Origin of the sequence: Microbacterium sp. AZCO (assembly GCF_039614715.1) — a bacterium.
GTDB lineage: Bacteria > Actinomycetota > Actinomycetes > Actinomycetales > Microbacteriaceae > Microbacterium.
On the sequence record NZ_CP154857.1, the window covers coordinates 674159 to 692861 of the forward strand.

Genomic DNA, 18703 nt, shown 5'->3' on the forward strand with positions numbered 1-18703 from the left:
GGCTGTGCGGGTCCAGGATGGAGGCATGGCCAGACACTGGATCGCGACGGATTTCGGCGACCTCGACGTGCTGCGGCTCGTCGACTACGACGCACCGGCTCCAGGCCCGGGCGAGGTGACGATCGCCGTGCGCGCCGCCGGTGTCAACCCCGCCGACTACAAGCACATCCGCAGCGCCCGCGCGCCGGGTGCGGAGGAGCTCCCCATCCCGATCGGGTACGAGGTCGCGGGCGTCGTGACCGCCCTGGGCTCCGCAGACGACGGTGAGGGCACGACCCGGATCGGGTCCGGCGATGTCGCCGTCGGCGACGAGGTCATCGCCTTCCGCGTAGCGGGAGGCTATGCGAGCGAGCTCACGGTCCCCGCGCGCGACGTCTTCACGAAGCCCGCCGCCCTGCCGTTCCCCGAAGCGGCCAACCTGCTCCTCGCGGGGGCGACGGCGGCGGAGATGCTGCACGTCACCGGCGTGGCGGCCGGCGAGACGATCCTCGTGCACGGCGCGTCCGGGGCCGTCGGTGTCAGCGTCCTCCAGCAGGCGCGACGGATCGGGGCGCGTGCGATCGGCACGGCGAGCCGCAGCAGCTTCGAGGTCGTCGAGCAGTTCGGCGGCATCCCGGTCGAGTACGGCGGCGGGCTCGCAGATCGGGTTCGGGATGCCGCGCCCGCGGGCATCGACGCCGCCCTCGACTGCGTCGGCACCGACGAGGCGGTCGACGTCTCGCTCGAGCTCGTCGCCGACCGGTCGCGCATCGTCACGATCGTGGCCGGGCAGCGTGCGCAGTCGGACGGCTTCCGGATCATCGGCGGCGCCATGCCGGACAGCAAGCGGTTCCGCGACGAGGTGCGCGCAGACCTCGTGCGCCTCGCGGGTGAGGGAGCGCTCGTCGTGCCGATGGCCCGGACGTATCCGCTCGACGAGGCCGTCACGGCCCTGGAGTACGTGCGCAGCGGTCACCCGGGCGGGAAGGTCGCGCTCATCCCGTGACCCGGACCGCTAGAGCTGCTCGTCGCCCTCGAAACTGAGCCGCAGGCCGTACCAGCGCGTCGCGTTCGGGTTGTCGTTGTAGGGCTTGATCTCGGTGAACCCCGCGCTCGCGTACAGGCCGCCCGCGGCCTCGAGGGTGTGGTGGGTGTCGAGCACGAGCTCCTGGGCGCCCCACGCGCGGGCGCGCCGCTCGAGGTCGTCGAGCAGCAGGCGCCCCCACCCGCGGCCGCGCGTCTCGGGCCGCAGATACAGGTGCTTCACTTCGTAGCGTGCGCCGTACGGGCCGTCGGCGACGCGGCGGATGCCGCCGCACCCGACGGCCAGATCGCCGTCGTCGAACAGCACGAGGAAGACGCCGTCGGGCGGCGTGAACGTCTCGACCGACGGGAACACCGTCGTGTAGGCGTTGCCCGGGAACGTCTGGGCGCGCAGCGCGAAGTACTCGGTGAGGAGACCTCGGGCGACGCGGTCGTCGACGGGCACGGCACGCAGTTCGACCATGCCGTCGAGCCTATCCGCGGGCACCCGCGCGAGGGCGCGCGTCTAGGCTTGACGCATGACGACGCGCGTGGCCCTCGTGGGCGGCACCGGCAAGCTGGGCGGGATCATCCGCGAAGTGGTCGAGGCCGAGCCGGGCTTCGAGCTCGTCGCGATCCTGTCGTCGAAGTCGCCGCTGAGCGACCTCGACGGAGCGGATCTCGTCGTGGATGCCTCGACGCCTGCAATCTCGATCGACGTCGTGCGGGCGGCCATCGAGCGGGGCCAGAACGTGCTCGTGGGCACCTCGGGCTGGTCGGCGGAGCGGATCGCCCTGGTCCGGCCGCTCGCGAAGGCCGCCGGGACCGGCGCCGTCTTCATCCCCAACTTCTCGCTCGGCTCCGTCATCGGCTCCGCGCTCGCGGCCGCCGCGGCGCCCTTCTTCCCGTCGATCGAGATCATCGAGGCGCACCGCGAGACCAAGATCGACTCGCCGAGCGGCACCGCCGTGCGCACGGCCGAGCTCATCGGAGCCGCACGTGCCTCGGTAGGCCCGGTCGAGTCGCCGCACGTGGATCAGCGGGCGCGTGGACAGCAGGTCGCGAGCGTCCCCATCCACTCCCTCCGGCGTCCCGGCGTCATCGCGCGCCAGGAGACCATCCTCTCCGGGCCGGGGGAGTCGATCACGATCGTCCACGACACGATCGAGCCGGCCCTCGCCTACGGACCCGGGATCCGCCTCGCGCTCGCGGCGGCGCGTGATGCGCAGGGCGTCGTCGTGGGGCTCGACAGCTTCATCGAGCTGGGCGTGCGGTCGCCCGGCACGGGCGACGACACCCCCGTCGAGGAGTCGGGTGTGCCCGGCCAGGTGGCGCGGGCCACGAGCGCGTGAGCGCGCGCATCGGCGTCGCCGTCATGGCGGTGCTGCTGGTGCTGTACATCGTGCTCGTCGGGCAGCGCGGCTGGCTCCTCGTCACGAGCGGCGAGCCGATCGGCGTCGCGATGGGGGTGGCCCTCTTCGTGCTGCCGGTCATCGCGGTGTGGGCGCTGGGGCGCGAGCTGTGGTTCGGTGTGCGCGCCGAGCAGCTCGGTCGCCGGCTCGAGGCGGAGCACGCGCTGCCCGACCAGGAGGTCTCGGTGCGGCCCAGCGGGCGTGTCATCCGAGAAGACGGGGATGCCGTCTTCCCGGCGTTCGCCGCCGAGGTCGACGCGCACCCGGAGGACTGGCGCGCCTGGTACCGGCTCGGCCTCGCGTACGACGCGGCCGGCGACCGTCGCCGAGCGCGGGGCGCGGTGCGCAAGGCCATCGCTCTCGAGACGGCGGAGCGCCGCTCGGCCTGAGCGGGGGGCGCGGGCACGGCGCCGCGGCCTGCCTGCCGCCGGCGCGGGGCGACGCCGGAGCAGCCTGCCACCGGAGCAGCCCGCCGTCCTGATCGGCCTACCGCCCGAGCGGACTACCGCCGGAGCGGCCTACCGCCCGATCACGAGCGAGTGCGGCTCTGCCGCCGGCACAGACGCTGCCACGGCATCCTCCACCGTCGTATGCCGGAAGGAGAATCCGGATGCCTCGAGCACCGTCGGGCGCACGTCGGCGTCCGTCGTGAGCAGGGCCTCCGTCGCATCGGCTCCGAGGGCGAGGCGCAGCCCCCACTCCGGCGCGCGCAGAAGGTACGGGCGGTTCAGGCGTCGCGCGAGAGCGAAGCCCAGGTCGTTCGCGTGGGCGCGCGTCGGTCCCGTGAGGTTCACGGGACCCTCGACCTCCGTCTCGATGACATGCCGGATCGCGGCGATCTCGTCGTCGAGTGAGATCCACGGCCAGATCTGGGTTCCCGGGCCGATCGGTCCGCTCGCGCCGAGCTTCGTCAGCACGATGAGCGGCTTGAGCACTCCCTCGGGGTGCACTATCGGCGCGGTGCGCAGCAGCACGACCCGCGCCGACGAGCCGGCCGCGCGGGCCGCGCCCTCCCACTCGCCGCAGAGGTCGGCGAGGAACGACTCGCCGCGTGGCGAGCGCTCGGTCTGCACGCCGCGCGGCGTCGCCCCGTAGTAGCCGACGGCCGACGCCGAGACGAAGGCCGGCGCGTCCGCTCCGAGCTCGCGGACGGCTCGCGCCAGCACCTGCGTCGGCGTGATGCGCGACCACACGAGGGTGTGCTTGTACGACGACGTCCACGGGAACCGGCCGATGCTCGCGCCGTTGAGCCCCACGAGCGCGTCAGCGCCCTCGAGGACCGCCGGGTCGAGCGGCTCGCCCTCCGTCAGCCACTCGACCTCGTCGGCGCTGCGGGCCGCTCGCCGCACGAGCGTCGTCACCGCGACGCCGTCGGCGCGCAGGCTGTCGGCGAGCGCCGAGCCGATGAAGCCCGACGCTCCCGCGATGACGACGCGGCGCGGCATCCTCTCCCCGGAGGGGTCAGGCAAGCGACGCCTCGAGCGTGATCTCGATGCCCGCGAGCGCCTGCGACACGGGGCATCCCTTCTTCGCCTCTTCGGCGAGCGTCGCGAAGTCCTCGGGGCTGAGGCCCGGCACGACGGCCTCGACGTTGAGGTGGCTGCCGGCGATGCCCTTGCCGGGGATGAACGTGACGGATGCGGTCGTCTCGATGCTCTCCGGCGGCGTGCCGTTCTGGGCGAGAGCGTTCGACAGGGCCATCGAGAAGCACGAGGAGTGGGCCGCCGCGATCAGCTCCTCGGGCGTCGTGACCGACGTCGAGCCTTCGCTGCGGGCCTTCCAGTTGACCGGGAAGGGGCCCTGGTTCGAGCTCTCGAGGGCGACCTCTCCGGATCCCTCCGTGAGGCTCCCCTTCCACGAGGTGCTGGCTTCGCTCGTTACGCTCATCGTTTCCTCCGTGTCGGCGGAGGCTCTCGGACGGCCTCCGCGGTCAGCCTAACGGCCGGTCCGACACGAGGGAACGGCTTGACGGCCCTCGTCGGGCGACGCTCAGACGGCGACGGGACGCTGGCGGCCGACGACGCCGGCGCGCTGCAGCAGGAGATACATCTGGCACCCGAGGCACAGACCGAAAGCGGCGTTCAGGAAGGCCGCGACGAACGCCAGCCCGGCGGCGATCGGCAGCGCCCACGGCACTCCGGCCAGCTGGAGCACGAGCCCGATCCCGACGACGACGAGGCCGACGCCCTGCGCGAAGCGCGGCGGGCGCGGGTCTTCCAGCTCGCTCGGAGGCGCGAGGCGCGGCTGCACCACGGCGCGGAACAGCGCGCCCCACGGTGCCGTCCGCGGCGAGAGGACGCCCCACAGGAAGAGGAGCGCCGTGACGAGCAGCAGGAGGAAGGCCGGGTCGAGGAAGCGCTCCGCCACCGACGCCTGGGCGAGCGCCCACGTGCCGTCGGCATCCTGCTGGGTCGAGAGGCCCGTGAGGCCGAGCAGCACGTCGACGAGGAGCAGGAGCGCCGTGATGCCGGCGGCGAAGCGCGGTCCGCGCGGGTCGATGCCCTTCGGACCGGAGCTGCTAGACATTGGCGGCCTCTTCTGTGAGTCGGTTGAGCTCGAGCTCGAGCACATGCCGGTTGGGCACGCCGCCGAACCGGGTCTGCACGACGCCGTCGCCGTCGAGGATGAGCGTCGTGGGCGTCTGGAGGACGTGGAAGTGCTTCGCGATGTCGGGCCGGTGCGTGAGGTCGACGTCGAGGTGCCGCACGCCGGGGTGCTCGTCGGCGAGGGCCGAGAGCCGGCGGTGGACACCGGGACACCGCGCGCACAGCTCGGTGCTGAACTGCAGGAGCGTGGCGACCTCGCCGAGCCCGTCGGCACCGAGTCGCTCGGGCTGGACCACCTCGTGCGCGATGTGACGCTGCGGGCGATTCTGCCGCCAGCGGAGGAAGGCGCCGAGCGCGATCGTCGCCGTCAGGAGGACGGCGAGCACGATCAGAGCCCCTACCAGATTCACAACTGAACAGAGTAACCCCTTCCACCTGAATGGATCCCGCGCGCGCCTCGTGTGACGTCGGGCGCGTAACAAACGATCGGTAGGGTGGCAGGCGTGAGCGACGCCGCAGACACCCCCGAGATCGAATTCCGAAGCGATGTGACCGTCGAGCTGGTGCGCGCCAGCGCTTCCGACTCGGACGTGCTGTTCGCGGCCCGCGTCTCGACGCAGGGCGAGCAGACCCTGGATGCCGCCGCGTCGGGAACCGAGGCGAGCGCCAAGGATCGCGGGCTCATCAACTACCTCATGCGCGACCGCCACGGCTCGCCCTTCGAGCACAACTCGATGACCTTCTACGTGCAGGCGCCGATCTTCGTCTTCCGCGAGTTCATGCGACACCGCATCGCGTCCTACAACGAGGAGTCCGGCCGCTATCGCGAGCTGCGACCGGTCTTCTACGTCCCCGGACGCGAGCGCAACCTCGTCCAGGTCGGCAAGCCCGGCGCCTACGAGTTCCTCCCCGGCACGGACGAGCAGTCGCAGCTCGTCGACGAGACGACGCGCGCCGCATCCATCCACGCCTTCGAGGCCTACCAGCGGATGCTCGCCGCCGGGGTCGCCCGCGAGGTCGCGCGCATCGTACTGCCGCTCAACATCTACTCGTCCATGTACGTCACACTGAACGCGCGCTCGCTCATGAACTTCCTCTCCCTGCGCACGAAGGTCGAGGGGACGCACTTCCCGTCCTTCCCGCAGCGGGAGATCGAGATGTGCGCCGAGAAGATGGAGACGTTCTGGAGGGAGCGGATGCCGCTCACCCACGCCGCCTTCAACGCCAACGGCCGCGTCGCGCCCTGACCGTGCCGAAGACCGCTCTCGTCACGGGCGCCAGCTCGGGTCTCGGCGCCGAGTACGCGCGCCAGCTCGCCGCGCGCGGCGCCGACCTCGTGCTGGTGGCGCGGGACGCGCCCGCGCTGCAGAAGGGGGCGACCGAGCTGCGGTCCCGATACGGCGTCGGCGTCGAGGTGCTCGAGGCCGACCTCCTGAAGCCTCGGCAGCGCGAGAAGGTCGAGCGGCGGCTCACCGAGCCCGGCCGTCCGGTCGAGGTGCTCGTCAACAACGCCGGGTTCGGGCTCCCGCTGGACTTCGCCGGCAACGACATCGAGGCGGAGGCACGGCATCTCGCGTTGCACGTCGAGGTGACGATGCGCCTCACGCACGCCGCGCTGCAGCCCATGCTGGCGCGGGGGAGCGGACGCATCCTGAACGTCGCCTCCGTCGCGGCGTTCATGCCGCGCTCGACCTACGGCGCGTGCAAGCGGTGGATCGTCGACTTCAGTCGCTGGGCGAACACGGAGTACGGGCCGCGGGGAGTCTCGGTCACGGCGGTCTGCCCCGGCTTCACGCACACGAACTTCCACGAGCGGATGGGCCTGAAGCCCGGCAGCGAAGGGATCGCCGACGTCCTGTGGCTGGAGGCGTCCGATGTCGTCACGGAGTCGCTGCGCGACGCCGCCCGGGGGAAGGGCGTCTCGATCCCGTCGGCGAGGTACAAGGCGCTGACGCGGCTCGTGCGGGTTCTTCCCGACTCCGTCTCCGCCCGGCTGGGGCGTCGCGGCCGCTGACGAACGGGGGCGGCCCGCCGCGGCTCGGGGCGTCGCTACTCGACCTCGCGCCCCGTGAGGCGCAGCTCCTCCAGGTCGAGCTGCGATCCGAGTTCGCGGACCACCGTGTCGTCGATGCGACGCTCGTCTCGCAGGCGCAGCACCGTCTCGCGCTTGACGTGCATGCACGCCAGCCGGAGGCGGGTGTACTGCTCCTTCGCGCGAGCCGTCTCGACGCCGTCCTCGCTCTCGCCGTCGACCTCGAGCGACGCCAGGCGTCGCTCGGTCTCGCGGATGATCTTGTCCCGCACGTCATCGTCGATGCCGAGCGACGCCGCGAGAGAGGGCAGGGCCTCCAGCGCCGCGCGGGACGACTCGATGAGCGCGAGGCGCCGTTCCTCCTCGCCCGTGGTGTCGTCCGGGAGATGCGCCCACCGCACGATCACGGGGAACAGCGGTCCCTGCACGGCGAGGGTCAGGACGATCACGACCGCCGTGACGAACACGATGAGGTTGCGCATGGGGAACGCCGCCCCGTCCTCGACCGTCAGCGGAATGGCGAGGGCCGCGGCGAGCGAGACGGCGCCGCGGTAGCCGGTGAAGGCGTTCATGACGAGAGCGCGCGTCGGCGCGCGCAGCGTCCGCTGGTACGGCCGCCGGTCCACCGTGCGGATGATGAACGTCGCGGTGAAGGTGAACGCCAGGCGCACGGCGATGAGCGCGATCCAGACCATGACCCCGAGCAGGATGCCGAAGCCGAGGTCGCTGGACGGCAGGGCGCGCACGACGACCTGGAGCTCGAGCCCGATGAGGACGAAGAGCGCGCCGTTGAGGATGTAGGTCGTGAGAGTCCAGAACGAGCGCGCCTGGTCGCGCGCGTCGGGCCGGGCGATCCGGGCTCCACGCTGTGCGATGACGAGGCCGCAGACCACCACCGCGAGCACCCCCGACGCGTGGATGAGCTCCGCCGCCAGGAACGCGAGGAACGGCGTCGTGACCATCGCGACGTTGCTCGCGGTCGTCTGCGGAAGACGCCGCAGATACGACCCCAGCATCCCCACGGCGAATCCGATCGCGATGCCTCCGATGTAGGAGACGGCGAGGGCCCACGTCACCGTCCAGGGCGTGAACTGGGCCTCGCCCGCCGCGACGCTCACCGCCAGGCCGAAGATGACGAGCGCCGTCCCGTCGTTGATGAGACTCTCGGCGCGGAGGATCGTGCGGTTCCGCAGCGGCAGGCCGGCGGCGAGGCTCCCGACGGCGGTTGCGTCGGTCGGGGCGAGGGCCGCTCCCATGACGAGCGCCACGACCCACGGCATCCCGAACCACACGCCGACGCCCGCGACGGCGAACGCCGTCACGACGACCAGGACCGTGCCGTTCAGGACGATCACCCGGATGTAGCGGCGCGTCTCGCGCAGCGACGTCGTGATGCTCTCCCAGAACAGGATCGCCGGCAGGAACAGCAGCAGAACCGCCTCGGACGGCAGCTCGACGTGACGGAGTGCGGGGATGAAGCCGAGCAGCACTCCGATGACGACCTGGACCAGCGCGAGCGGGATGCGCAGTCGCGGCGCGAGCACGGCGGCGACGACGAGCGCTGCGCCGATCGCAACGATGGCTTCCAGTGCGAGCACGCTCGACCTCCTCCGGGCAGGGGGTGTGTCGTCAGCGTAGCGACACGGGGAGGAGCGGGGGCCGCCCGACCGATAGCCTGAGAGCATGACGCACACGGGCAACCCCTTCGGACAGGTGCTCGTCGCGCTCGTCACCCCGATGACGGCCGACGGCGAGGTCGACTGGCCCGCCGTGGAGAAGCACATCGACGACGTCATCACGGCGGGCGCCGACGGCATCGTCGTGACCGGCACCACCGGCGAGACCTCGACGCTCACCGACGCCGAGAAGATCCGGCTCGTCGAGGTCGGCAAGGACGTCGCCGCGGGCCGTGCCGCCATCATCACGGGCGGCGGCTCGAACGAGACCGCCCACGCGATCGAGCTCTACAAGGCCAGCGAGAAGGTCGGCGCCGACGGCATCATGATCGTCACGCCGTACTACAACAAGCCCACCCAGGCGGGCATCCTGACCCACTTCCGGCTCGTCGCGGATGCGACGGATCTGCCGGTCATCCTCTACGACATCCCCGGCCGCACCGGCGTGCCGATCCGCTACGAGACGATCCTCCGCCTCGCGAAGCACCCCAACATCCTCGCCATCAAGGACGCCAAGGGCGACTTCAGCGAGGTCAGCCGCGTGCTCAACCAGACCGACCTGATGTACTTCTCGGGCGACGACGCCAACGTGCTGCCGCACCTCGCGATCGGCGCGACCGGGCTCATCGGCGTGACGGCCAACATCGCCGCGCAGCCCTACCGGCAGATCGTGGATGCGGTCAACGCCGGCGACCTCAGGACCGCGACGGCCGCCCACCAGCAGCTCGAGCCGCTCGTCCGCGCCGTCATGACCCACGTGCCCGGCACGGTGTCGGCGAAGTACATCCTCCACGGCCTCGGCCGCATCGGCAGCCCGCGTGTGCGGCTGCCGCTCGTCGGCCCGGAGGAGTGGGAGGCCGCGAAGATCGAGGACGAGCTCGCGCTCGTGAAGGACGTCCCGGGGGCGGACTTCTCCAACTTCCGCCCCGACCGCAACGCCGCCGCCGGCGGCGCGCTGCCCAAGGTCTCGGGAACCACGAGATGAGGCGCGCCGCGGCCGGGTAGCGCCGCGGCGAGCACGACCGCTGCGCGCGTGCGCGGCATCCGGAGGATGGCAGACATGCCCAGCACCCCCTACGACCCGCCCGCCCTCGAGCCCGGCACGCTGCGCGTGACCCCCCTCGGCGGCCTCGGCGAGGTCGGCCGAAACATGACGGTCTTCGAGTACGAGGGCAAGCTCCTGATCGTCGACTGCGGCGTTCTCTTCCCCGAGGAGCATCAGCCGGGCGTCGACCTGATCCTGCCCGACTTCGAGCCCATCAAGAATCGCCTCGGCGACGTCGTGGGGGTCGTGCTGACCCACGGCCACGAGGACCACATCGGGGCTGTCCCGTATCTCCTGCGGCTCAAGCCCGACATCCCGCTCATCGGCTCGGGGCTCACGCTCGCGCTCGTGGAGGCGAAGCTCAAGGAGCACCGCATCAAGCCGTACACGCTCACGGTCGCGGAGGGGCAGCGCGAGCAGCTCAACCCGTTCGACCTCGAGTTCGTCGCGGTCAACCACTCGATCCCCGACGCGCTCGCGGTCGCGATCCGCACGCCCGCCGGTCTCGTGCTCGCGACCGGCGACTTCAAGATGGATCAGCTTCCCCTCGACGGGCGCCTCACCGATCTGCGCGCGTTCGCACGGCTCGGCGAGGAGGGCGTCGACCTGTTCCTCGTGGACTCGACGAACGCCGACGTGCCGGGCTTCACGGCGCTCGAGCGCTCGATCGGGCCCGTCCTCGACCAGGTGATCGGCAAGGCGCCCCGCCGGGTCATCGTCGCGAGCTTCTCCAGTCACGTGCACCGGGTGCAGCAGGTGCTGGATGCCGCGGCCGCCCACGGCCGTCGTGTCGCGCTCCTCGGCCGCAGCATGGTGCGCAACATGACGATCGCCGAGGAGCTGGGCTACCTGCACGTTCCCGAGGGCGTGCTCGTCGACTACAAGAAGGCGCGCGACATCCCCGAGGACCAGCTCGTCTACATGTCCACGGGGTCGCAGGGCGAGCCCATGGCGGTGCTCAGCCGCATGGCCAACCTCGACCACGAGATCGAGGTCGGTCCCGGCGACACCGTCATCCTCGCCTCGAGCCTCATCCCGGGCAACGAGAACGCCGTCTACCGCGTCATCGACGGACTGACCAAGCTCGGGGCGAACGTCGTGCACAAGGGCAACGCTAAGGTGCACGTCTCGGGCCACGCGGCGGCGGGCGAGCTGCTCTACTGCTACAACATCCTCAAGCCGCGCAACGTGCTGCCCGTGCACGGCGAGTACCGCCACCTCATCGCCAACGCGCGCCTCGCACAGGACACCGGCATCGACGAGGACCGCACCATCATCGGCGAGAACGGCACGGTCATCGACCTCAAGGACGGCGTCGCCCGCGCCGTGGGGCAGCTCGATCTCGGCTTCGTGTACGTCGACGGGTCGACCGTCGGAGAGATCACGGAGGCCGACCTGAAGGACCGCCGGATCCTCGGCGAGGAGGGCTTCATCTCCGTGATCGTCGTGGTCGACGCGGCGACGGGAAAGATCATCTCGGGCCCGGAGATCCACGCCCGCGGATTCGCCGAGGACGACGCCGTGTTCGAGAGCGTCAAGCCGAAGATCGCCGCAGCCCTCTCCGAAGCCGCGCAGTCGGGGGTGCGCGACCAGCACGCCCTCTCGCAGGTCGTGCGCCGCACGATCGGCCGCTGGGTGAACCAGTCGCTGCGCCGCCGCCCGATGATCGTGCCACTCGTCATCGAGGCGTAACAGCCCCGATACCACGCTTCCTGCGCCGCCGGTAAAATCCGTACATGCCCCCCTCGTTCGAGATCCGCCCGGCTCGCCAGGCGGACGGCGCCTTCCTCGGCGACATGGTCGTCGAGGCGGCGAACTGGCGGAGCGGGGGAGCGCGTCCGCGGCACCAGGTGCTGACGAGTCCCGAGCACAGCCGGTACGTCGCGGGATGGATGCGTCCGGGCGACAGCGGCTTCGTCGCGCTCGATCCGCACGGCCAGCCGGTCGGGGCCGCGTGGTACCGGATGCTGCCGCGCAGCGATCCGGGATTCGGCTACGTCGGAACCGGAGTGCCCGAGCTGATCATCGGCGTTCGTCCGATCTGGCGTGCTCACGGGGTGGGCAGGATGCTGCTCCAGCGCCTGTGCGAGCAGGCTCGCGCGCAGGGGTACGGCCGCATCAGCCTCAGCGTCGAGCGGGACAACTTCGCTGCGACGCTGTACCGCAGCGAGGGGTTCGCCGTGACGCAGAGCGGCTTCGGGCGCGACACCATGGTCAAGCGCCTGCGCTGAGCCCCCGAGTCGCTCCGGGCGAAAGTCCGCGGTTCGCCTTAGCGTGGAGACATGGCCAGGAGCTCCAGCAGCCCGACCGCGAACGGTCGCGCGCCCTCGAAGAGCTCGTCGTCGCGCGCCCGCAAGCCCGAACCGGCACCCAAGCGTTACGTCGGCGAGCAGGACAAGCCCCCCGTCCTCGCGCGGGCGTGGCTCGGACTCGCGCACGCGACGGGCGGACTCTTCCGCGCGTTCGGCCCCGAGACGCTCGAGAAGGACCAGCGCCGCGACGGCTTCCCGTTCCTCCTGGTGCTGCTCGCGATCGCCGGCGCCGTCGTGGAGTGGTTCTTCATCGGCTCCGACGTCGCCAAGACCATCAGCGCCTATTCGGCCGGCGCCCTCGTGGGCCGCGTCTCGTTCGTGCTCCCGGTGCTGCTCATGCTCCTCGCGGGATGGCTCTTCCGGCATCCCTCGTCCGTCCATGACAACGGGCGAATCGGCATCGGCTTCGGCCTCTTCGTCCTGACGATCGCGGGCTTCTGCCACGTGCTCGGCGGACGGCCGCAGCCCAAGGAGGGGCTCCCGGCCCTGAGCGAGGCGGGGGGCGTGCTCGGCTGGATGATCGGCGAGCCGCTCGCGATGCTGCTCACCGAGGTCGGGGCGTGCATCGTGCTGGGCCTCGTGGCCGTGCTCAGCATCCTGATCCTCACCAAGACGCCCCCGAACCGCATCGGCCGCCGCCTCGGCGACCTCTACGCCTGGATGTTCGGCGACGAGCGTCCCGAGCGGTCGGAGCGGTCGGAGGCCGCCGCAGCCGCTCCCGATGCCGACGAGGCCGAGGCCTCCGTGCCGTGGTGGCGCCGCAACAAGACCGGGCGCGAGCAGGACCCCGAGGGCGGCATCGGGTCGCAGGACCTCACCGAGCTCCTGCCCCCCGGTGCGTCGCAGGGCGGGTTCGACAAGGCCGTCACGACGCCGGCGCCGACGACGCCCGACGCCGTCACCGAGATCTTCGACGTCGCGGCGCTGACGCCCCCGGTCCCCAAGGGCCGCAAGGCCGACACGGCGCTCCGCGACGACGACGCCTCCGCCGACGACGAGCTGCCCGGGCTCTCCGGCATCGGCACCGACTCGCCGCACACGTCCCCGACGGCTCCTTACCGGCTGCCGTCGGTCAACGCCCTCGCCGCCGGCAGCCCGCACAAGGCGCGTTCGGCCGCCAACGACGAGGTCGTGCGCGCGATCACGAGCGTCCTCGACCAGTTCCAGGTCGACGCCCGCGTGACGGGCTTCTCACGCGGCCCGACAGTCACCCAGTACGAGATCGAGGTCGGCCCCGGCGTCAAGGTCGAGCGCATCACGGCGCTGCAGAACAACATCGCCTACGCCGTCGCCTCCAACGAGGTGCGCATCCTCGCGCCGATCCCCGGCAAGAGCGCGATCGGCGTCGAGATCCCCAACGCCGACCGCGAGATCGTGACGCTCGGCGACATCCTGCGCTCGCCCGCGGCGCAGCAGTCCACGCATCCGATGACGATCGGCGTCGGGAAGGATGTCGGCGGCGGCTACGTCGTGGCGAACCTCGCCAAGATGCCCCACCTCCTGGTCGCCGGCTCGACGGGCTCCGGCAAGTCGAGCTTCGTCAACTCGATGATCACGAGCCTGCTCATGCGGGCGAAGCCCGCCGACGTGCGCATGGTGCTCATCGACCCGAAGCGCGTCGAGCTGACCTCGTACGCCGGCGTTCCGCACCTCATCACGCCCATCATCACGAACCCCAAGAAGGCCGCGGAGGCCCTCCAGTGGGTGGTCAAAGAGATGGACATGCGGTACGACGACCTCGCGTCGTTCGGCTTCCGGCACATCGACGACTTCAACCGCGCGGTCGTCGCGGGCGAGGTCACCGTGCCGCCGGGCAGCCAGCGCGTCCTCAAGCCGTACCCGTATCTCCTCGTCGTCGTCGACGAGCTCGCCGACCTCATGATGGTGGCGCCGCGCGACGTCGAGGACTCGATCGTGCGCATCACGCAGCTCGCGCGGGCGAGCGGCATCCATCTGGTCCTCGCGACCCAGCGCCCGTCCGTCGATGTCGTGACGGGCCTCATCAAGGCCAACGTCCCGTCGCGTCTCGCGTTCGCGGTCACGAGCGTCACCGACTCGCGCGTCATCCTCGACCAGTCGGGCGCCGACCGCCTGATCGGTCAGGGCGACGGGCTCTTCCTGCCGATGGGCGCCTCCAAGGCGCTGCGTGTGCAGGGGGCGTGGGTCAGCGAGCAGGAGATCGAGAAGGTCGTCGCGCACGTCACTCAGCAGGCGCGGCCCGAGTACCGCGACGACGTCGAGGCCGCAGCCGAGAAGAAGCAGATCGACGCCGACATCGGCGACGACCTCGAGCTGCTCCTCGCCGCGGCCGAGCAGATCATCTCGACGCAGTTCGGCTCGACCTCGATGCTCCAGCGCAAGCTGCGCGTCGGCTTCGCGAAGGCGGGACGTCTCATGGACCTCCTCGAGTCCCGCGAGATCGTCGGCCCCTCGGAGGGGTCGAAGGCTCGCGACGTCCTCGTGACGCCCGAGCAGCTGCCGCAGGTGCTCGCGCGGCTGCGCGGCGAGGATGTGCCGGATGCCGCGCCCGCCGCGCCCGCGAGCGATCCCGGGACTCTGGACTACGGGGCCGACCCCGTAGAGTCGCAGTACGAGGGGTATCCCGTGGTCGAGAGCGATGGCGACGAGGATGCCTGGGGTCTGACCGGACGGGACTGATCATGGCGATTCCGCGCCAGCTGCCGAACACCATCACGATCGTCCGCATCCTCTGCGCGCCGATCTTCCTCTGGATGCTGCTCGCCGACGGGGGAGCCGACGGCCCCCTGCGGTGGTGGGCCGCGGTGCTGTTCATCGTCGCGATCGCGACCGACGGGATCGACGGCTGGATCGCCCGCCGCAACGACATCGTCACGAACCTCGGGAAGCTGCTCGACCCGATCGCGGACAAGGTGCTCACCGGCTTCGCCTTCATCGGCCTGTCGATCCTCGGCGAGCTTCCGTGGTGGGTCACGGCCATCGTCCTCATCCGGGAGATCGGCATCACCGTCTACCGCTTCATGGTCGTGAGCGACCACGTGCTCGCCGCCGCGTGGATGGGCAAGCTCAAGACCCTCGCGCAGGGCGTGGCGCTCTCGCTCGCGCTGCTGCCCCTGTGGACGCTCGTGGGCGACTGGATCTGGTGGGTCAACGGCGTCACGATGACGATCGCGGTCGTCCTCACGATCACCAGCGGCATCGATGTCGTCGTGAGCGAGGTGCGCGCGGCCCGCGCCAAGAAGGAAGGACGCGCCGCGTGACGCTCCGATCCACCGCGGCCGGTCTTCCCGACGACGCCGAGGTCACCCTCCAGCGCGATCGGCGCACGGACGTCGAGCGGCTCCTGGATCGCCTGCGCGAGCTCGGCTGGACCATCGGCGTGGCCGAGTCGCTGACCGGCGGCCTCGTCGTCTCGACGCTCGTCGGCGTCCCCGGAGCATCCGCCGTCGTTCGGGGAGGCATCGTCGCGTACGCGACCGAGCTCAAGCACACGCTGCTCGGAGTGGATCCGACACTCCTCGACGCCCACGGGCCGGTCCACCCGCGCGTCGCGCGGCAGATGGCGGAGGGAGTGCGCCTTCGCCTCGGCCAGGACGACGAGCCCTGCGACGTGGGGATCTCGACGACCGGCATCGCCGGGCCGGACTCGCCCGACGGCCAGCCTGTCGGCACGGTGCACATCGGCGTCGCGACGCCCCTCGGCACGCGGGTCGACTCGCTCGAGCTCAGTGGAACGCGCGACGAGATCCGCGCGGAGACGGTGCGGCGGGCTGTCCGCACAGCCCTGGACGCTCTGTAGCCGGGAGACGGCTGTTCTGTGTCGGCGGCATGACGAGGGAATGCGGGAGGTTTCCACTCGGTTACATTCCGCGATTCCCACCCGTTACCCAGCGCGCGGGATTAGATTGGCCGTATTCGGTGTTGTACTGTTGTCCACCCGGATGACGGCGGAAAAGCAGAGGGGGGCCCGCAATGATCCTGGTTCGTCACGAGATCGGCGAAGTGCTGCGCGACCTCCGTCTGCAGAAGGGTCGCACGCTTCGCCAGGTCGCCAGCCGCGCGAGCGTGGCCCTCGGCTACCTCAGCGAGGTGGAGCGCGGCCAGAAGGAGGCCTCGAGCGAGATCCTCGCCTCGGTGGCCGATGCGCTCGACGTTCCCATCTCGACCATCATGCGCGAAGTCGGCGACCGCATCTCCGTGCTCGAGGGCCTGCAGACGTTCCCCGACGTCGTCCCCGACGACCTCGCTGGTCTCGACTCCGACTTCCAGCCCGAGCTCTCGCTCCGCTGATCTCCTCCGCTCTCCGTACCGATGCGCCGCAGTGAGTTCGAGCGTGCCGTCGCGGCCGAATTCGGTCCTCGCGCAAGCGCGCTGATGTCGGATCTGGTCCTCCCCACGCTGGGCGATCGCACGGCGAGGGAGGCGCTGGATGCCGGCATCCCGCCGCGCGAGATCTGGCTCGCACTGTGCGAGGAGACCGACGTGCCGCTCGACCGCCGGTACGGCGCGGGACGACTCGATCCGAAACGCCGCTGAGGCGGCACGCGGCTGAGGCGACACGCCGCGAGGTATCGAAGGAAAGTTCGATACAGGCGTAGTCTCCTGCACAGCAGGTGTCGAACTGCGGTTGTCCACCGCGACGGTCGATGCGACGACGAATGTCGGAGCCCCTCCCTAGCGTGGACCACGTCGAACGACACCTACGCCTTGTCGCAGCATCCATCCCACCGGGCCGGAGCGCGACAGCCTACAGGCGACGGAACGCGAGCATTAGGAGCACGCCATGCCCTCAGCAGTTGACCGCGAGAAGGCCCTCGAATCGGCCCTCGCCCAGATCGACCGGCAGTTCGGAAAGGGCTCCGTCATGCGACTGGGCAGCGACGAGCGCGCTCCGGTCGAGGTGATCCCCACGGGCTCCATCGCGCTCGATGTCGCCCTCGGCATCGGCGGTCTGCCGCGCGGCCGCATCATCGAGATCTACGGGCCGGAGTCGTCGGGTAAGACGACGCTGACGCTGCACGCGATCGCCAATGTCCAGCGCGCCGGCGGCATCGCCGCGTTCGTCGACGCCGAGCACGCCCTCGACCCCGACTACGCGCAGAAGCTCGGCGTCGACATCGACCAGCTCCTCGTCTCGCAGCCCGACACCGGTGAGCAGGCGCTCGAGATCGCCGACATGCTCGTGCGCTCCGGCGCCATCGACCTCGTCGTCATCGACTCCGTCGCGGCGCTCGTGCCCAAGGCCGAGATCGAGGGGGAGATGGGCGACTCGCACGTCGGCCTGCAGGCGCGCCTCATGTCGCAGGCGCTGCGCAAGCTCACGGGTGGCCTCAACCAGACCAACACGACGATGATCTTCATCAACCAGCTGCGCGAGAAGATCGGCGTCTTCTTCGGCTCGCCCGAGACGACGGCCGGTGGAAAGGCGCTCAAGTTCTACGCGTCGGTCCGCCTCGACATCCGTCGCATCGAGACGCTGAAGGACGGCGCTGACGCCGTCGGAAACCGCACGCGCGTCAAGGTCGTCAAGAACAAGATGGCTCCGCCGTTCAAGCAGGCCGAGTTCGACATCCTGTACGGCGTGGGCATCTCGCGCGAGGGCAGCCTCATCGACTTCGGCGTCGAGCACGCCATCGTCAAGAAGTCCGGCGCCTGGTACACGTACGACGGCGAGCAGCTCGGCCAGGGCAAGGAGAACGCCCGCAACTTCCTCATCAAGAACGAAGACGTCGCGGCCGAGATCGAGTCGAAGATCAAGTCGAAGCTCGGCATCGGCGTTCCGCGCGGAGCCGAGACGCCCGCCGAAGACGAGCTGGCCAAGCGCCGCCCGGCGTGATGTTTCGACGTCGCTCGACAACCGTGTTTCGACGTCGCTCAACAACCGTGTTTCGACGTCGCTCAACAACCGGGGTGAGCCATGCGTAGCGGGGGCGAGCACGAATCGCTCGCCCCCGTCATCCCCCTCTTCGGTGGAGCAGTGCCCGAGCATCCGGAGGGCGTGTCGGATCACGTCGTGCCTGACGGCGGCTCCGGCGTGGAGGAATCGGCCTCGTCCGACCCATCGTCGGGCGAGGGATCGTGGCACCCGACCTGGGCAGCCGACCGTCCCGGCGCCGCCGAGGACGCGGTCGACTCTCCGGGTGTCGAGCTGGCGGAGAAGGCGCTGCTGAAGAAGCTGCGGACGCGATCGCTGTCGCTGTCGGAGGCGCGGGGCGTGCTCCGGGAGCACGACCTCGACGAGGTCGCCGTGGAGAGCGTGCTGGCGTCGCTCGAGGAGTACGGCTACCTCGACGACGCCGCGCTCGCCGAGCAGCTGATCCACGCGGGAGTCGACCGCAAGGGGCAGGGGCGCCAGGCGATCGCTCAGACGCTCGCCAAGCGCGGCATCCCTCGCGACGTGGCCGACGCCGCGCTGGCGGCGCTCCCCGACGACGACCTCGAGCGTGCTCTCGAGTTCGCCCGCGGCAAGGTGCGGTCACTGACGAGCGTCGACCGCGACACCGCCCTGCGACGGCTGAGCGGGCAGCTGGCTCGGCGCGGCTACGGCGGGTCGCTCGCGATGACGGCGGCGCGCATCGCGCTCGATGAGCGGTCTGCTCCCTCGAGCGGCGTCCGTTTCCGCTGATCCGTTTCGCGGCGCGCGGCGAACGGGTCGGGGCCGTCTGCGAGGTTCGCTTCGGCCGACCTTATCGGCGGTTC

Annotated in this window: 21 protein-coding genes; 15 read left to right on the top strand and 6 right to left on the bottom strand. The window is 70.8% G+C overall.

The features are described from left to right. Window positions 1-25 precede the first annotated feature (25 nt). Window positions 26-985: an NADP-dependent oxidoreductase gene (locus AAIB33_RS03085; RefSeq protein WP_345802104.1), complete on the top strand. Its 960-nt coding sequence runs from the start codon at window positions 26-28 to the stop codon at window positions 983-985. Window positions 986-994: 9 nt separating this feature from the next. On the opposite strand, the gene AAIB33_RS03090 is transcribed toward AAIB33_RS03085, so the two are convergent. After that, window positions 995-1486, bottom strand: a complete 492-nt coding sequence (locus AAIB33_RS03090; RefSeq protein ID WP_345802105.1) for a GNAT family N-acetyltransferase — start codon at window positions 1484-1486, stop codon at window positions 995-997. 55 nt (window positions 1487-1541) lie between these two features. Here AAIB33_RS03090 and AAIB33_RS03095 point away from each other — a divergent pair, with 55 nt between their 5' ends. Further along, complete coding sequence (locus tag AAIB33_RS03095; protein ID WP_345802106.1) at window positions 1542-2354, top strand: dihydrodipicolinate reductase C-terminal domain-containing protein; 813 nt, start codon at window positions 1542-1544, stop codon at window positions 2352-2354. Then, window positions 2351-2803 (top strand): tetratricopeptide repeat protein, encoded by a 453-nt coding sequence (locus AAIB33_RS03100; RefSeq protein ID WP_345802107.1) that lies wholly within the window; start codon window positions 2351-2353, stop codon window positions 2801-2803. The genes AAIB33_RS03095 and AAIB33_RS03100 overlap by 4 nt, the downstream gene beginning before the upstream one ends. 129 nt (window positions 2804-2932) lie before the next feature. On the opposite strand, the gene AAIB33_RS03105 is transcribed toward AAIB33_RS03100, so the two are convergent. The 4 genes from AAIB33_RS03105 to AAIB33_RS03120 all read right to left on the bottom strand — a co-directional run bounded on the left by AAIB33_RS03105 (window position 2933) and on the right by AAIB33_RS03120 (window position 5370). Further along, window positions 2933-3859, bottom strand: a complete 927-nt coding sequence (locus AAIB33_RS03105) for a TIGR01777 family oxidoreductase (RefSeq protein ID WP_345803497.1) — start codon at window positions 3857-3859, stop codon at window positions 2933-2935. Between the two features lie 16 nt (window positions 3860-3875). After that, entirely contained in the window at window positions 3876-4301 is a 426-nt protein-coding gene (locus AAIB33_RS03110; RefSeq protein WP_345802108.1) for an OsmC family peroxiredoxin, read from the bottom strand. A 102-nt stretch (window positions 4302-4403) separates the two neighbouring features. Next, complete coding sequence (locus AAIB33_RS03115; RefSeq protein ID WP_345802109.1) at window positions 4404-4940, bottom strand: DUF4395 domain-containing protein; 537 nt, start codon at window positions 4938-4940, stop codon at window positions 4404-4406. Continuing rightward, window positions 4933-5370, bottom strand: coding sequence for a thioredoxin family protein (locus AAIB33_RS03120; protein ID WP_345802110.1), 438 nt, complete (start codon window positions 5368-5370; stop codon window positions 4933-4935). The genes AAIB33_RS03115 and AAIB33_RS03120 overlap by 8 nt, the downstream gene beginning before the upstream one ends. Before the next feature lie 93 nt (window positions 5371-5463). Here AAIB33_RS03120 and thyX point away from each other — a divergent pair, with 93 nt between their 5' ends. Both thyX and AAIB33_RS03130 read left to right on the top strand, forming a co-directional pair. Further along, a complete protein-coding gene (thyX, locus tag AAIB33_RS03125; RefSeq protein WP_345802111.1) occupies window positions 5464-6207 on the top strand; it encodes an FAD-dependent thymidylate synthase in 744 nt (247 codons plus the stop codon). Between the two features lie 2 nt (window positions 6208-6209). Continuing rightward, the gene (locus tag AAIB33_RS03130) at window positions 6210-6974 is read left to right on the top strand and encodes an SDR family NAD(P)-dependent oxidoreductase (protein ID WP_345802112.1); all 765 of its coding nucleotides are present in this window, start codon (window positions 6210-6212) and stop codon (window positions 6972-6974) included. Window positions 6975-7009: 35 nt separating this feature from the next. On the opposite strand, the gene AAIB33_RS03135 is transcribed toward AAIB33_RS03130, so the two are convergent. Continuing rightward, on the bottom strand, window positions 7010-8590 hold the full coding sequence (locus tag AAIB33_RS03135; RefSeq protein ID WP_345802113.1) for a Na+/H+ antiporter: 1581 nt from the start codon (window positions 8588-8590) through the stop codon (window positions 7010-7012). A gap of 85 nt (window positions 8591-8675) precedes the next feature. Between AAIB33_RS03135 and dapA the strand changes: the two genes are divergently transcribed. From dapA to AAIB33_RS03185, 10 genes are all read left to right on the top strand, one after another. Further along, window positions 8676-9653, top strand: a complete 978-nt coding sequence (gene dapA / locus AAIB33_RS03140; RefSeq protein WP_345802114.1) for a 4-hydroxy-tetrahydrodipicolinate synthase — start codon at window positions 8676-8678, stop codon at window positions 9651-9653. A 75-nt stretch (window positions 9654-9728) separates the two neighbouring features. Further along, entirely contained in the window at window positions 9729-11405 is a 1677-nt protein-coding gene (locus tag AAIB33_RS03145) for a ribonuclease J (protein WP_345802115.1), read from the top strand. Between the two features lie 44 nt (window positions 11406-11449). After that, the gene (locus AAIB33_RS03150; RefSeq protein WP_345802116.1) at window positions 11450-11944 is read left to right on the top strand and encodes a GNAT family N-acetyltransferase; all 495 of its coding nucleotides are present in this window, start codon (window positions 11450-11452) and stop codon (window positions 11942-11944) included. Between the two features lie 51 nt (window positions 11945-11995). Next, window positions 11996-14683 carry a DNA translocase FtsK 4TM domain-containing protein gene (locus AAIB33_RS03155; RefSeq protein WP_345802117.1) on the top strand — a complete coding sequence of 896 codons (2688 nt, stop codon included), beginning with the start codon at window positions 11996-11998 and terminating at the stop codon, window positions 14681-14683. 2 nt (window positions 14684-14685) lie between these two features. Further along, the gene (gene pgsA, locus AAIB33_RS03160; RefSeq protein ID WP_345802118.1) at window positions 14686-15264 is read left to right on the top strand and encodes a CDP-diacylglycerol--glycerol-3-phosphate 3-phosphatidyltransferase; all 579 of its coding nucleotides are present in this window, start codon (window positions 14686-14688) and stop codon (window positions 15262-15264) included. 83 nt (window positions 15265-15347) lie between these two features. Next, window positions 15348-15803: a CinA family protein gene (locus AAIB33_RS03165; protein ID WP_345803498.1), complete on the top strand. Its 456-nt coding sequence runs from the start codon at window positions 15348-15350 to the stop codon at window positions 15801-15803. 173 nt (window positions 15804-15976) lie between these two features. After that, window positions 15977-16294: a helix-turn-helix transcriptional regulator gene (locus AAIB33_RS03170; RefSeq protein WP_345802119.1), complete on the top strand. Its 318-nt coding sequence runs from the start codon at window positions 15977-15979 to the stop codon at window positions 16292-16294. 21 nt (window positions 16295-16315) lie between these two features. Continuing rightward, window positions 16316-16540, top strand: coding sequence for a DUF3046 domain-containing protein (locus AAIB33_RS03175; RefSeq protein WP_345802120.1), 225 nt, complete (start codon window positions 16316-16318; stop codon window positions 16538-16540). A gap of 247 nt (window positions 16541-16787) precedes the next feature. Further along, window positions 16788-17840 (top strand): recombinase RecA, encoded by a 1053-nt coding sequence (gene recA, locus AAIB33_RS03180; protein ID WP_345802121.1) that lies wholly within the window; start codon window positions 16788-16790, stop codon window positions 17838-17840. An 81-nt stretch (window positions 17841-17921) separates the two neighbouring features. Continuing rightward, window positions 17922-18629, top strand: coding sequence for a regulatory protein RecX (locus AAIB33_RS03185; RefSeq protein ID WP_345802122.1), 708 nt, complete (start codon window positions 17922-17924; stop codon window positions 18627-18629). Window positions 18630-18703 lie beyond the last annotated feature (74 nt).

What these genes read in the sequence shown, in the direction of transcription:
- AAIB33_RS03145 (WP_345802115.1), top strand. Translation starts at nt 9,729, where the DNA reads ATGCCCAGCACCCCCTACGACCCGCCCGCCCTCGAGCCCGGCACGCTG.
- AAIB33_RS03090 (WP_345802105.1), bottom strand. Translation starts at nt 1,486, where the DNA reads ATGGTCGAACTGCGTGCCGTGCCCGTCGACGACCGCGTCGCCCGAGGT.
- AAIB33_RS03085 (WP_345802104.1), top strand. Translation starts at nt 26, where the DNA reads ATGGCCAGACACTGGATCGCGACGGATTTCGGCGACCTCGACGTGCTG.
- AAIB33_RS03150 (WP_345802116.1), top strand. Translation starts at nt 11,450, where the DNA reads ATGCCCCCCTCGTTCGAGATCCGCCCGGCTCGCCAGGCGGACGGCGCC.
- dapA (WP_345802114.1), top strand. Translation starts at nt 8,676, where the DNA reads ATGACGCACACGGGCAACCCCTTCGGACAGGTGCTCGTCGCGCTCGTC.
- AAIB33_RS03095 (WP_345802106.1), top strand. Translation starts at nt 1,542, where the DNA reads ATGACGACGCGCGTGGCCCTCGTGGGCGGCACCGGCAAGCTGGGCGGG.
- AAIB33_RS03175 (WP_345802120.1), top strand. Translation starts at nt 16,316, where the DNA reads ATGCGCCGCAGTGAGTTCGAGCGTGCCGTCGCGGCCGAATTCGGTCCT.
- AAIB33_RS03105 (WP_345803497.1), bottom strand. Translation starts at nt 3,859, where the DNA reads ATGCCGCGCCGCGTCGTCATCGCGGGAGCGTCGGGCTTCATCGGCTCG.
- AAIB33_RS03185 (WP_345802122.1), top strand. Translation starts at nt 17,922, where the DNA reads ATGCGTAGCGGGGGCGAGCACGAATCGCTCGCCCCCGTCATCCCCCTC.
- recA (WP_345802121.1), top strand. Translation starts at nt 16,788, where the DNA reads ATGCCCTCAGCAGTTGACCGCGAGAAGGCCCTCGAATCGGCCCTCGCC.
- AAIB33_RS03170 (WP_345802119.1), top strand. Translation starts at nt 15,977, where the DNA reads ATGATCCTGGTTCGTCACGAGATCGGCGAAGTGCTGCGCGACCTCCGT.
- AAIB33_RS03110 (WP_345802108.1), bottom strand. Translation starts at nt 4,301, where the DNA reads ATGAGCGTAACGAGCGAAGCCAGCACCTCGTGGAAGGGGAGCCTCACG.
- AAIB33_RS03155 (WP_345802117.1), top strand. Translation starts at nt 11,996, where the DNA reads ATGGCCAGGAGCTCCAGCAGCCCGACCGCGAACGGTCGCGCGCCCTCG.
- pgsA (WP_345802118.1), top strand. Translation starts at nt 14,686, where the DNA reads ATGGCGATTCCGCGCCAGCTGCCGAACACCATCACGATCGTCCGCATC.
- AAIB33_RS03115 (WP_345802109.1), bottom strand. Translation starts at nt 4,940, where the DNA reads ATGTCTAGCAGCTCCGGTCCGAAGGGCATCGACCCGCGCGGACCGCGC.